The organism is Bacillus sp. FJAT-42376 (assembly GCF_003816055.1).
Lineage (GTDB): Bacteria > Bacillota > Bacilli > Bacillales > Bacillaceae > Metabacillus_B.
Genome location: NZ_CP033906.1, coordinates 3,523,622 through 3,537,121 on the forward strand (window position 1 = coordinate 3,523,622; position 13,500 = coordinate 3,537,121).

Sequence of the window (13,500 nt, forward strand, 5' to 3'; positions counted from 1 at the left end):
TTTTATCATTCCCTAAACAGCAAAAAGGCGCAGCTGATTTCCCAGCGGCGCCTTTTTGATTAGCGGAACCATTTAATGTATCGGGCCGCCCATTTTTTTAACCCTCCGTCAAAAAGTTTCTCTCTCCAGTACAAATCAGCTGCTGTCTGGATGGCAGCTGCACGGTTAGGATAGGGATACACCATCCCGGATAAGCTTCTCAGTTTATCTCCGTTTGTTTTAGCCATTACGACCGATTGCATCCAGTCCCCTGCTCCTTCTCCTGCTGCATGTGCTCCGATGATTTTCCCTTTTTGGTCCATGATCAGCTTAATGAAACCAGATTCCTGCTCCGTGACAAAGCGGTCGACTTCATTCAGGCGCTTTTTATATACGGTTATCTTTCCGTGCTTTTCTTCTGCTTCTTTCTCTGTTAATCCAAGATGAAATACTTCAGGGCGGGTATATACATTCCATGGCATATTTTCATAGGAAATCTTGCTTTTCACTCCAAATACAGCATTCTGAACAATGGTTTTGCCTTCCTGCCCCGCTGCATGTGTAAAAATGTATTGGCCGGTTACGTCTCCCGCTGCAAAAATATGTTTTTGGCTCGACTGGAGATATTCGTTCACGATGACATGTCCATGGTCGTTCAGATTGATTCCGGCCGTTTCGCAGTTTAATCCCTTCGTATTCGGTACACGTCCCATAGCCAAGAGAATTTCATCTGCCTCGATCGCCTCTTTCTTCTCCCCTGTCTTTACATGAACGACTTTGCCTGTTTCAGAGACAGAAATCTTCTCCACCTCTGTATTTGAATAGATGGTTAGTTCTTTTGATAGCTGTCCAGTCATAAAATCACGAATTTCTTCATCTTCTTTTGAAAGAATCTTAGAAGAACGGTCGATGACCGTTACCTTGCTTCCCATTCGTGCGAAAGCCTGCCCCATCTCGACTCCAATCGGTCCGCCCCCGATAATCGCCAGTTTTTCAGGGAATGATTCCATGGAAAAAATCGTCTCGTTCGTCTGAAAACCGGCTTCTTTTAAACCTTCAATATCCGGTATAAGAGGACTGGATCCAACGGCAATGACAAACCGTTTTCCTGTAATCGTTTCGCCATTCACCCTTACTTCATGCGTTCCGGTGAATTCCGCGGTTCCATGAAATACATCGACACCCATTTGTTCAAACCGTTCATCCGAATCGTGATCCTGAATGGTTTGAATGGAAGTTTGAATAGAAGCCTTCACCTTTTCAAAGTCTGCGGTCAGCTTGAATCCCTGTTCAGCAGCCACTTTTTTCCCAGTGAAAAATTCATTAGCCTGATGGATAAGCGCCTTTGACGGGACACAGCCGACATGCAAACAGTCTCCTCCCAGGGTACTGCGCTTTTCAATAAGAGCCACTTTTGCACCAAAAGACGCTGCACCGGAAGCGGCTGTCAGCCCTCCTGATCCTCCGCCAATCACAATCAGATCATACTTCATCCTCTTTCCCCCTATTTAAGTATCCGTTTTGCTTCAAACAGTCTTTGAAAGGCTGTAAACATTTCAATGGCGAAAAAAAGGAGGGTCATCCATACAAGCTGGCTGCTAAAAAGAATCATTAATGTAAAAAGGATAAATCCTTCCGTTCTCTCAGCTAAACCGGCCTGATAATAAAAAGATTTTATCCCTTGTTTTTCACTCAATGCCCCAACTGTTAAAAAAATGGTCATTGAAACGATAATCGAGGCGCTAAGCAAAAGAAGCGCCCACTGTGCCGATGGAAAAGCGAAAGCGAGACCCAGAATCACACTGATTTCAACTATCCGGTCAAACGTGATATCCAGAACGGTCCCCCATGGAGAAGGCTTTGTTTTCCGGGCCATCGTCCCGTCTACTGCATCTAAAAAGCCTGACAGCCAAAGGACGGCAATCGCTATAAGGGGCATGCCGAAGAAAATAAAGACACCTGTCGAAACCCCTATCAGAAAGGCTAGCCCAGTTACTTGATTAGCTGAGAGCTTCCATTTCAGCAGAACCGAAGCCGTTCCATCAATTGCAGGCTGAACATATTTCCTCCCATGTGTATCAAGCATCCTCCTCCACCTCTTTTCCTTGTTTAGCAAACAGACGCTGCTTTATTTTTTTTCTGAAAATAATGGGAATCAGTGCCAAGAGAGCAAAAATCACGATGGCTATAATTAGAATGGATTGGTTGTCAGAGGTAAAGCTTGAGCCAAGAAAATTGTAGGCAAACGTTCCGGGCATGATTCCAACGACAGTTGCCGCAAGAAAGGGTGCCCACCGGATGGATGTAAGCCCGGCAGCATAGCTGATCAAGTCAAAATTCACGATAGGAAGGATCCTCAGCACCAATACATAAAGAAACCCGTTTTTCTCAATTATTTTTTTTACCGACTCTATTTTTTCTGAATCCGGAACAACTTTTGCACCAAAGGCTTTTGAAAGGAAAAAGGCTACGAGTGCTCCCCCTGCCGCTCCGATCAATGTATAGATAAACCCATAGACCGAGCCAAACGCAAGCCCTCCAGCCAGTGAAAGAATAGACGCCGGGAAAAGGATCAGTGGCCGAAACGTGTAGACGAGAATAAATACAAGCGGTCCGGCCGCTCCTAAAGAAAGAATCCAGTCTTTAATCATTCCCGGATTCAGATTTAAATAACGCTCATTCAGCCAGAAGAGAAGCCCGATCACGGCTGCGAGAAGCAGCCATTTACTGATTCTTTTCAAGGGGTTCCTCCTGTTTTCTTTTGACATACAGAATCTGACCTTCTTTTAACGGGTCCGATGAATGGATGGTGACAGCCGGCCGGTTCTCCGTTAATGCAATTCTGTAAAAGCGCTGGCCATACTTATAGATTTCCCCTTCTACCGTTCCCTCCCATGAGCCGTGAGATCGAGATTCAGATAGCTCCAGTTGATGGGTAGGGATGAATCGGTTCTCAATCATGATTCCATCCCCATAAAAGCATGCTGCTTTTTCATTAACTGGGTTAAAGTATATTTCGCGTGCGGTTGCCTGCTGGAGAATTTCTCCTTCAGAAAGGATCGCAAGTTCATCGCCAATCATGGCGGCTTCCTCCATATCATGTGTGACAAAAATAGACGTTATGTTTTGCTCTTTCAACAGGCCCTTCACCCAAATTCTCAATTTATCCCGCAAAAGAGGATCAATATTGGCAAAAGGTTCATCGAGCAGCAAAAGCTTTGGTTCCAAAACAAGCGCCCTTGCCAGCGCTGCCCGCTGCTGCTCTCCGCCTGAAAGCTGGTCGGGATAATGCCTGGATGCATGCTCCATTTCCGTTTTCTCAAGCATTTTCCTGACTTTTTCAGCTCTTACATCTTTTTTCTCTTTTTTGATTTTTAATCCATATTCCACATTTTCAAAAACGGTCATATGAGGAAAAAGGAGAGCCTGCTGGAAAACAAGGACGATTTCCCGTTTTCTCGCCGGTACACTTGTCAGATCTTTTCCATCCAATATGAATTGTCCGCTGTCGAGCGTTTCGAGCCCTGCCATACATTTGAGAAGGGTAGACTTTCCTGTACCGGATGGCCCGATTAAGGATAGAATTTCCCCTTGTCCAATGGAAAGCTTTAGCTGATTCAGGATTTTCTTTTTATTAAATTCCTTCGTGCCGTTAAATTGTAAATAGGACATATTAAAACCTTCCTTTATAGGGTGAAAGGATCCGAAACACGGCTTCAAACACCGCCCAGACTCCGAGGGGGATAACGGCAAACAGCAGAGAAAAAGCCGCGAGAACCGCTGTATCCGCTTGTTCAAAATATGGAAAATAGACAAGAGCGAGTGTCAGAACACTTCCGCCTCCTATTAAGCTTGTTAAGACAAACTGGCCAAGCGAAATCACAAACAATAAAAATGCGGATGCTCTGAATGAGGAGAGGAGCATCGGCAAATAGATGGACTTCACAATTTCAAGCTTTGATGCTCCAAGCGTTCTTGCCTGCTGTTCAAAGCTAATGCCCATCTGTTCAAAGCCTGCCCGGAACATTTTAACCGTATAGGGAAGCGTCGGGAGAAGCTGTATGAGCACTACTCCGCTCCATTCGTTTGCCAGACCTAGCCGGATAAAAGCAATGTGGAGGCCCATCGCAACGAGCAGAGCCGGCACCAGGATAGGAGCGAGCAGGACCGTCTCGGTGAATGTTTTCCCTTTAAACTCCTTGAAGGCAAGAGCCCTTGCTGCCGGTATGCCGATCAGATAATTTAACAGGACAACCATGACGCCTATTCCGATGGAGGTCCAGACAGCCTGAACAAGCAGGGGGTCTTCCAGCAAGAGTTTCCATGCTCTTGCTGACGGCTGAGAACTGAATACATGATGATGGTTCCTTTGCAGGAAACTGCTTCCTGCCAATGCTGCAATGGGCATAAATACAAGCAGCATATAAATCGTCAGAACCGTCTTTGACCCTTTTTTTCTGAATACCGTCCCTCTGCTGCTTTCCTTCCCCGTTCTCCTGTTCCTCCCCCATAAAAAATAGAATAGAACGGATAAAAGCAATATGAGGACCGTAACTGTCAGCATGGCAGCATACGCCAGCGGCCTATGAGACCAGTCCCCATTGTAAAACCACTCAAAGGCAAGGACCGATACCATTTTTGGAAACGTGATTCCAAGCAGTGCGGGAACTTCATAGGCAGTTAAAATAAAGGCAAACAGGATAATGAATGTCTCACTGAGTACAGGAATAATAACCGGCCATTCAGCAGTTTTAAAGACGTTCCATTTTGTTCCTCCGAGCGAAGTAATCACATCCCGCTTTCTGCCGTCCATTGTAAGATACAGTGGAATCAGCATGAGGATCACGAATGGAATTTCCTTTGTCACATACGTAAGAATGATACCGATGCCCCATTCGTCCCTAATCAGGACGGGGAACTGGTCTGTACGTTCCAGGACACCGAATTCGGTTAATAACTGCGGAATCCACCCCGTCTGGTCAATCAGCAAAACAAGCATATACCCCCAGACAAAGTGGGGAAAGAGCATAGGCGACCACGTCAGGAGCTTAAAAAAAGGACGCCTCATAAAAGGAGCTATTGCCCTTGTGATGAACAATCCGCCCCCAATTGCAAGGAGGGATGAAAGAAGAGCAATAGATACACTGTATAAAAAAGACATCTGAAAACTTTTCCCTGACCAGATTTCCGCATAGGCATGCAGACTCAGAGAGTCATCTGTTCTAACACTTTCGTATAAAGAAAAAAGAAGGCCGGATAAGAGAAGGATTCCCGCAATCAATATGGAGGGGATGACTCCTGCAGGCAGCTTTCTATTTTTGAACCACTTCATTCGTCCAGCTCTCCTTTAACCAGTTCACATACTGTGAATCAATCTCGGGAAGGAAAGCATCCTTTAACTGTTCCGGCGGCAATACACTTGCTCCCCGCTGTATTTTATCGTAATCCGCTTTCTGCTTTTCGGATAGCTTTGAATAATCCAAGGCTGGGCTCTCCCCCCAGAATTCAGGTGAAAGCTTTTTAATTTGGGCCTCCGGAGAAAGCATGAAATTAATGGATGCCAAGGCAGCCTCTTTGTTTGGGCTGTTAGCCGGTATGGCAAGAAAATGGGTATTGCCGATTGAGCCGGAGCCGAGAACAAATGAGCGCGTTGTGTCTGGGAAGATGCCTTTTTCAATCAGGCTTTCTGCCCGCGCTTCGTTGTAGCCCATCGTCATAGCTACTTCGCCGTTTGCGTAGAGTTTATCCAGCTCGGTTAAATCGTTCGGGTACAGCTTCCCTTTTTTCCAGAGGTACGGCTCCATTTCATTTAAATCCTTCCAAAGCTTTTCACTGCCGGTCTTTGCGAATTGTTCATCGTATCCTTTATCGAGCAGAGTCTTCGCCCCGCCCGCTGATTCATAAAACAAATGCCTGATAAAAGCATTCCCTGTAAAATCCTTCGGGTCCGGATAAGCAAACTGCCCCGGATTTTCTTTCACCCATTTCTTTAAATCCTCTATTGTTTTTGGAGGATCTTGAATTTTGGATGAGTCATAATGAAACACAAACTGCACTTTCCCCCACGGTGCTTCATATCCATCTGTTTGAAGGCCGAAATCATAGCGGTTTTCTAGAGATTTTGTATCATAGTATTTCGCATAATTCGGAAGTTTTTCAGTGATGGGGCCAAACAGAAGATGGTTTTTCCTGGCGTTTTTAAAGTTCTCTCCATTCAGCCATACGATATCAATCGTTCCCTTTGGCTGCCCCGCCCGTTTCTCTGTTTCAAGTTTTTGCAGAATCTCAGGGGTATCCATCGGAACTCTTTCCAGTAGAATATTGTTTTTTTCTTTTACTGCAGGTTTGACATACTTATCAATGTAAGCATTGATCCCAGGATCGCCGCCCCACATAAAAAGCCTCACTTTTTTTCCGTCTGCGTCTTTTTCGATCTCAGACCAGCTGGAGTCCAGGACAAGCTTGTTCTCTTTCTCTGTATCTGCCTTGGAGGAACAGCCTGCTAATGCTAGTATGATGACAAATAAGGCCAATAATTGCTTCATATTGAATCCCCTTTTATATTTAGATAGACAGATAATAATACCCCAATTGTCCAAGATTGAATCCCTTTTCAGCACATACAGGCCGGCCATTTTACGCCGGCCCTTTTTTTATTTAAACTCATTCAAAAACTCTTTATAGCCCTCTTTTTCCAAGTCTTCTTTCGGAATGAATTTCATTGCAGCGGAGTTCATGCAGTACCGCATTCCCGTCGGTTTGGGTCCATCATCAAAAACATGTCCGAGATGGGAATCTGCGTGTTTACTGCGCACCTCCGTTCTCTTCATAAAGAAACCATTATCCTCTTTTTCCACAATATTCTCTGGAACGAGAGGCTTCGTAAAACTTGGCCACCCTGTACCGGAATCGAATTTATCTTTTGAACTGAACAGCGGTTCCCCTGAGACGATATCAACGTAGATTCCTTCTGCTTTCAGATCATGATAGGCATTGTTGTATGCTCTTTCCGTTCCCTCTTTCTGGGTCACTTTGTACTGTTCAGCAGTCAGCTTTTTTTTCAGCTCGGCATCCGACGGTTTTTTGAAACCGTCATATACCGATGCCGCTGCAGTTTTTTCCTTTATCTGAACATCCCGGTCCTTTCCCCATACGTCATCGAGAAATTGATCCCGGCCTGAGTTATTCCGGTAAAATTTATACTGAACTGCGCTTTTTTTATAGTAGTCCTGATGATATTCTTCTGCTTGATAGAACGTATCGGCTTTTCTAATTTCCGTTACAAGCTTTGAATCAAATCGTTTTGTATGTTCAAGCTCTGCTCTGGATTTTTCGGCAGCAGCTTTTTGCTCGTTATTATGGTAGAAAATAGCGGATACGTATTGGCTTCCTCTATCGACAAACTGCCCGCCGGCATCGGTCGGATCAATCTGTCTCCAGAAGACCTGCAGCAATTCCCCGTAGGAAATTCTCGACGGGTCGTAAACAACCTGCACAGCCTCAACGTGTCCGGTTGAACCGGAGGAAACCTCTTCATAAGAAGGGTTTTTCTTCTCTCCTCCTGTATAGCCCGAAATCACTTCGTACACACCGTCCAGTTTTTCAAATGGCGGTTCCATGCACCAAAAGCATCCGCCTGCAAAAGTCGCGACGGCTTTTTTTGAATTCGTTTCAACTGCTGCAGCCGGCTCTGTTCCGTAAGAACGCTTTGTAAAATATTCCCCTATATTTGGCATAATCGCAAACAGAATGGCTGCGACCCCTGCGATGATTAATACTGGAAGCCATGTTTTCATGACCATTCTCCTTTCTGTTTTAGCGGAAGCGAAAACCAGAAATTGCTCCCCTTTCCTTCTTCACTGTAAACACCCATTTTCCCATGATGAAGAGTGATTAATTCCTTTGCAATAGCAAGCCCCAGTCCAGACCCTCCCAGTGCCTTATTTCTTGATTTTTCAGCCCGGTAAAACCGCTCGAAAATACGGGACTGATCGGATAAACTGATTCCGGCGCCCCTGTCCTTTACAGAGAAAACAAGAGAGTGCTCTTGTTTCCTCACAGTAATAGTGATGGGGCTGTTTTCTGGTGAATGCGCAATTGAATTTTGTATCATATTCGATAAAACCCTGATTATATGCTCCCTCATAACGGGGACCTGTGGCAGTTGTCCGTCAATGTCCACTTCGGGATGCACTTTCTTTTCTTTAAAAATCAGCTCAAACTGCTGCAGCACATCCAGCACAATCTGATCAGCGTGAACAGGCTCCGGATGGAAGGGCATCTGCCTGCTGTCAAGCTGTGAAAGCTCGAAAAGCTCTTGAATAAGCTTGCTTAAGCGATGGGATTCTTTTTTAATGGTTTCAAGATACTCATCTTTTTCTGCTTCATCTTTTACAATCCCGTCCTGAAGGGCTTCCACATAAGATAAGATGGAAGCGATCGGTGTCCTGAGATCATGGGAAACATTTGCAATCAGCTCTGTTTTGTATGCCTCAGACTTCCTCACTTCCTGAAACATGCGATCCAGTTTTACTGCCATCTCATTAAAATGACGGCCAAGTTCTTTAATTTCTGCCGGTCCTTTTTCAGCAACCCTGACATCAAACTCTCCCTGGGACATTTTTTTCGACTCAGATTTGATTTGGTTGACAGCTTTCATGAGCGGATCCGTAAGAAAGAAATATGCAAATGCAGAGATTGTGCCAGCTGCAAAAGTAATAATGGTTAAGATGAGGATCGACTGGTTCGGAATGGACATTTGCACGAAACTGATAAACAAAAAGACCAGAATGAGAGAGGTAGACAAAAAATTTGCCAGAATCAATGTAGTTCTGATTCTCATACCGGCTGCTCCAATTTATAGCCGATTCCCCATACCGTTTTAATGTACTCAGGTTCCGCAGGGTTCTTCTCAAGCTTTTCCCGGAGGCGCCTGATATGAACATTGACCGTGTTTCCATCCCCGGAAAAATCATACCCCCATACTTTTTCAAGCAGCTGTGACCTTGAAAACACTTGACCCGGATGGCTGGCCAGAAGCCAGAGTACATCAAATTCCTTAGCGGTCATCTCAATACCCGCACCCTCTGCTTTTACTTCCCTTGTGGAGGAGTCAATCGATATGGAGCCTATTGAGATCGAGTGCTTTGTCTCAGGTTTGAGTTTTGCCGTTCTTCTCAGCATGTTCTTTACTCTAAGGACAAGCTCTCTTGGACTGAAAGGCTTAGTTAAATAATCATCTGCACCTAGCGTCAGTCCAAGGAGGCGGTCCCGTTCCTGGCCAAGGGCAGTCAGCATAATCAGCGGAACATCCTCATCTTCCATCCTGATCTCCTCAGCCGCAGACCATCCATCCTTCATCGGCATCATGAGATCAAGGATAATCAAGTCAGGTTTTCCGTTTCTCCATTTTTCTAAGGCTTCAATCCCGTTCAAAGCGGTGTCTACCATATACCCCTCCCGCTCCAAATAGCGGCGGCATACATCAAGGATGGAAGGCTCATCATCGACCAGCAACACTTTCTTCATACTCTCTGACCCCTTTTTCCATATCGTTAGATAAACGGAAGAAATGTTTATAAGCGGCTTTATCCTTTTACTATATCCCAGCCTGACTTAAATAGATAAGAATCATGCTCTTTATCCTGAATTCATCTTATCCCCGTATGATTATCAAAGCATAAGCAAAAGATTAATTTTCTATTAACAATATAATTGCCCTTTGTAAGAAAACGAGTATTTCCAATAAAAAGATCATCCCATTTCCTTCCAAAACAAAAAGCCCGGAACCAAATTGGTTCCGGGCTTTATTTGCCGTTTCTTAAAGGACAGAGCGGAGTGCTTCTGCTTTGTCTGTTTGCTCCCATGGAAGCTCTACATCCGTACGGCCGAAGTGGCCGTATGCAGCAGTTTGCTTATAAATTGGACGGCGAAGGTCAAGCATTTTAATAATGCCTGCTGGGCGAAGATCAAAGTTATTGCGAACCGCTTCAACAAGAACTTCCTCGCTTGCTTTGCCTGTTCCGAATGTATCGATGGAGATGGATACCGGCTGTGCTACACCGATTGCATATGCAAGCTGTACTTCACATTTGTCAGCAAGACCGGCAGCCACGATGTTTTTTGCAACATAGCGCGCAGCATAAGCAGCAGAACGGTCTACTTTTGTTGCATCCTTGCCTGAGAATGCACCGCCGCCGTGACGAGCATATCCGCCGTACGTATCAACAATGATTTTACGGCCAGTCAGACCTGCATCCCCTTGAGGTCCGCCGATTACGAAACGTCCTGTCGGGTTGATGAAGTATTTTGTGTTTTCATCGATTAGTTCTGCAGGAACTACAGGTTTGATAACAAATTCTTTAAGGTTGCGCTGAATCTGCTCCAAAGAGATTTCAGGGTGATGCTGAGTTGAAATAACAATCGTATCCACACGGACCGGTTTATCATTTTCATCATACTCAACCGTTACTTGTGTTTTTCCGTCCGGACGAAGGTATGGAAGGATTTCTTCTTTCCGCACTTCTGCAAGACGGCGTGAAAGCTTATGGGCAAGAGAAATCGGAAGAGGCATAAGCTCTTTCGTTTCGTTGCACGCAAATCCGAACATTAATCCCTGGTCTCCTGCGCCAATTGCTTCAATTTCAGCGTCAGTCATCGTTCCTTCACGCGCTTCAAGGGCCTGGTCCACTCCCATCGCGATGTCAGCGGACTGCTCATCGATGGATGTCAGGACAGCACAGGTTTCTGCATCGAAACCATATTTTGCACGCGTATAGCCGATATCTTTAACAGTTTCACGAACAATCTTTGGAATGTCTACATAAGTGGAAGTCGTAATTTCTCCTGCAACCAGTACAAGACCTGTAGTGACAGAAGTTTCGCATGCGACACGTGCATTCGGATCATTTGCAAGAATGGCATCCAGGATGGAGTCTGAAATTTGGTCGCAAATTTTATCCGGATGGCCTTCCGTTACGGATTCTGATGTGAAAAGACGGCGTTTAATCGACATAGTAATTCCTCCTCTGATAATCGGGTGTTCTATTGGCAAGGTTCAGTTATGTACTTCCCCTCATTTTTTGAGACGGAACTCGTTCCCACTACTTATCTTTTGCTTTATGTTAAGAATCTTTCCCATTATAAAACCTAAGGAAAAAGATTCCAGACTGCATAAAAAAACCCTTCCTACTTAATAGAGGAAAGGAGTTATTTTTCAGCCTTTCACTCTTATCGCTCAAGGACTACAGCCTTGCGTCAGGTTAGCACCTTTGCATGAGAGAAAACAGAATGTTTTCAGAATCTTGCAGGTTGCTGGGCTTCATAGGGCCTGTCCCTCCACCAGCTCGGGATAAGAGAATCCGTTCAAGGACATATGATACCTCAGTTTTGAGGCAGATGTCAACATAAATTGACAAGGATTTATAGAGTTCAGACAAGACGGTTCACAGGATCATTTTTCATTCTGCCCCGTTACAAAAAAAGGCTAATTAAAGCATGTTGTTGATTAATTGTTTAACACCTGCTGATTAAAGCGGAAGGCGAGGGTCTCCTGCCTAGAGCAGCGGGACAGGTAATATCCTGCAGCCGCAAAGCAGCGAGGAGGCTCACCGCCTGCCCAACCCCTCATGCCGCGAAAATTACGAGTGCAGCCAGTATCAAGCTGTTATCCTGTGCCGGCAGGGCTATAAAGAAATTCTCTGCTGTCATTCAGCAGATGCGGAGTTCAGTTAATATTTTTATGCTTTCTGGTCATGTGCAGTTGCATTTTCTGAGGCTGAACGTAAAATACATCTATTAGTATAGACTAATTAGTTTAATGTGTTATACTTTTTATGAATCATTTAATTACGAGCAAAGGAAGGTATGGGGATGAATTCACTTGCGGCAACAAACGAGCTTTCGCTTTTACTTAAAGGGGAACATGTTTATCACAATTTATCAGTACCGCAGCTAGTTGAAAAAATTCTATCTAGAAACGAAGCCGTTCTTACTTCAACCGGTGCCATCCGTGCAACGACTGGAGCATATACTGGCCGTTCTCCTAAAGATAAATTTATTGTAAAAGAAGATAGCGTAAAAAGCAAAATTGAATGGGGTACGGTTAACCAGCCCATTTCCAGCGAAACATTTGAAAAACTTTATCATAAAGTACTTTCATACTTAAAAACACAGAAAGAGCTGTTCGTATTTGACGGATTTGCAGGAGCAGATGAACGATTCCGTCTGCCTATTAAGGTTGTGAACGAATATGCGTGGCACAGCCTTTTTGCAAATCAGCTCTTTATCCGCCCGGATGCCGGATCGGACCCTGCAGAAACAGAACCGTTCACCATTGTATCAGCACCCAATTTCAAAGCGGATCCTTCCATTGATGGAACGAACTCTGAAACGTTCATCATGATTTCCTTTGAAAAGAGAATCATTCTGATTGGCGGAACAGAATACGCGGGTGAAATGAAAAAATCGGTCTTCTCCATTATGAATTATCTTCTTCCGGAATCCGATATTTTTCCGATGCACTGCTCAGCTAATGTTGGCCAGGAAGGCGATGTCGCTCTATTTTTCGGATTATCCGGAACTGGAAAAACAACTCTTTCTGCCGATCCGAACCGCAAGCTGATCGGAGATGATGAGCATGGCTGGTCATCCAGCGGAGTCTTTAACATTGAAGGCGGATGCTATGCTAAATGCATCAATCTTTCAAAAGAAAAAGAACCCCAAATTTTCAACGCCATCCGGTTTGGTTCCGTTCTGGAGAACGTCGTTGTCGATGAATCGACCAGGGAAGCGGACTATGATCATGCGTTTTACACTGAGAATACCAGAGCCGCCTACTCTTTGGAAGCGATGGATAATATCGTCCTTCCGAGTATTGCCGGTCATCCGAATACGATTATTTTTCTGACAGCTGATGCCTTTGGTGTATTGCCTCCGATCAGTAAGCTGACAAAGGAACAGGCAATGTACCATTTCTTAAGCGGATATACGAGCAAGCTTGCCGGAACAGAACGGGGAGTTACTTCGCCTGAAGCGACATTCTCTACATGCTTCGGTTCTCCGTTCCTCCCTCTTCCTGCCCAGCGCTATGCTGAAATGCTCGGGAAGAAAATTGAAGAGCATAATGCAGATGTATACTTAGTCAATACCGGATGGACCGGAGGAGAATACGGAGCAGGCAAGCGGATGAAACTTGAATACACAAGAGCGATGATTCAGGCAGCACTTGAAGGGGATCTTGCTTCTGCAGAAATGCATCAGGATGCTATTTTCGGCCTGAGCATTCCATCCCATGTGCCAGGAGTTCCGGATGAAGTGCTCACTCCATCTAAAACGTGGGAAAACAAAGAAGCCTATGAGGCGAAAGCTAAATTGCTCGCTGAAAAATTCAATCACAACTTTACGAAGTTTTCTTCCATCAGACCGGAGATTGCCGAGCTTGGCGGACCTCTTGTCTAAAATCTAAATCGTCATGCTGACGTTATCAAATACTGATTACAGCTCATTTCCAGTTTAAAATTA

The 13,500-nt window shown here is 44.8% G+C and carries 11 protein-coding genes and 1 riboswitch; of the genes, 1 reads left to right on the forward strand and 10 read right to left on the reverse strand.

What is annotated here, in order from left to right:
* Positions 1-59: 59 nt before the first annotated feature.
* From CEF21_RS17645 to metK, 10 genes are all read right to left on the reverse strand, one after another.
* The gene (locus CEF21_RS17645; RefSeq protein ID WP_123918668.1) at positions 60-1,472 is read right to left on the reverse strand and encodes a dihydrolipoyl dehydrogenase family protein; all 1,413 of its coding nucleotides are present in this window, start codon (positions 1,470-1,472) and stop codon (positions 60-62) included.
* Positions 1,473-1,483: 11 nt separating this feature from the next.
* Complete coding sequence (locus tag CEF21_RS17650; protein ID WP_123918670.1) at positions 1,484-2,065, reverse strand: CDP-alcohol phosphatidyltransferase family protein; 582 nt, start codon at positions 2,063-2,065, stop codon at positions 1,484-1,486.
* A complete protein-coding gene (locus tag CEF21_RS17655) occupies positions 2,058-2,720 on the reverse strand; it encodes a TVP38/TMEM64 family protein (protein WP_241156703.1) in 663 nt (220 codons plus the stop codon). The genes CEF21_RS17650 and CEF21_RS17655 overlap by 8 nt, the downstream gene beginning before the upstream one ends.
* Entirely contained in the window at positions 2,704-3,651 is a 948-nt protein-coding gene (locus CEF21_RS17660; RefSeq protein WP_123918674.1) for an ABC transporter ATP-binding protein, read from the reverse strand. The genes CEF21_RS17655 and CEF21_RS17660 overlap by 17 nt, the downstream gene beginning before the upstream one ends.
* Position 3,652: 1 nt before the next feature.
* On the reverse strand, positions 3,653-5,311 hold the full coding sequence (locus CEF21_RS17665) for an ABC transporter permease subunit (protein ID WP_123918676.1): 1,659 nt from the start codon (positions 5,309-5,311) through the stop codon (positions 3,653-3,655).
* On the reverse strand, positions 5,292-6,524 hold the full coding sequence (locus CEF21_RS17670; protein WP_123918678.1) for an ABC transporter substrate-binding protein: 1,233 nt from the start codon (positions 6,522-6,524) through the stop codon (positions 5,292-5,294). The genes CEF21_RS17665 and CEF21_RS17670 overlap by 20 nt, the downstream gene beginning before the upstream one ends.
* 108 nt (positions 6,525-6,632) lie before the next feature.
* Entirely contained in the window at positions 6,633-7,775 is a 1,143-nt protein-coding gene (gene msrB, locus CEF21_RS17675; RefSeq protein ID WP_123918680.1) for a peptide-methionine (R)-S-oxide reductase MsrB, read from the reverse strand.
* Positions 7,772-8,821 carry a sensor histidine kinase gene (locus tag CEF21_RS17680; protein ID WP_123918682.1) on the reverse strand — a complete coding sequence of 350 codons (1,050 nt, stop codon included), beginning with the start codon at positions 8,819-8,821 and terminating at the stop codon, positions 7,772-7,774. Before CEF21_RS17680 ends, msrB begins: the two co-directional genes overlap by 4 nt.
* On the reverse strand, positions 8,818-9,507 hold the full coding sequence (locus CEF21_RS17685; RefSeq protein WP_123918684.1) for a response regulator transcription factor: 690 nt from the start codon (positions 9,505-9,507) through the stop codon (positions 8,818-8,820). The genes CEF21_RS17680 and CEF21_RS17685 overlap by 4 nt, the downstream gene beginning before the upstream one ends.
* A gap of 292 nt (positions 9,508-9,799) precedes the next feature.
* A complete protein-coding gene (gene metK / locus CEF21_RS17690) occupies positions 9,800-10,993 on the reverse strand; it encodes a methionine adenosyltransferase (RefSeq protein WP_123918686.1) in 1,194 nt (397 codons plus the stop codon).
* Between the two features lie 212 nt (positions 10,994-11,205).
* Positions 11,206-11,336: riboswitch (SAM riboswitch) on the reverse strand.
* A gap of 514 nt (positions 11,337-11,850) precedes the next feature.
* Here metK and pckA point away from each other — a divergent pair.
* The gene (pckA, locus tag CEF21_RS17695; RefSeq protein WP_123918688.1) at positions 11,851-13,437 is read left to right on the forward strand and encodes a phosphoenolpyruvate carboxykinase (ATP); all 1,587 of its coding nucleotides are present in this window, start codon (positions 11,851-11,853) and stop codon (positions 13,435-13,437) included.
* Positions 13,438-13,500: the final 63 nt, after the last annotated feature.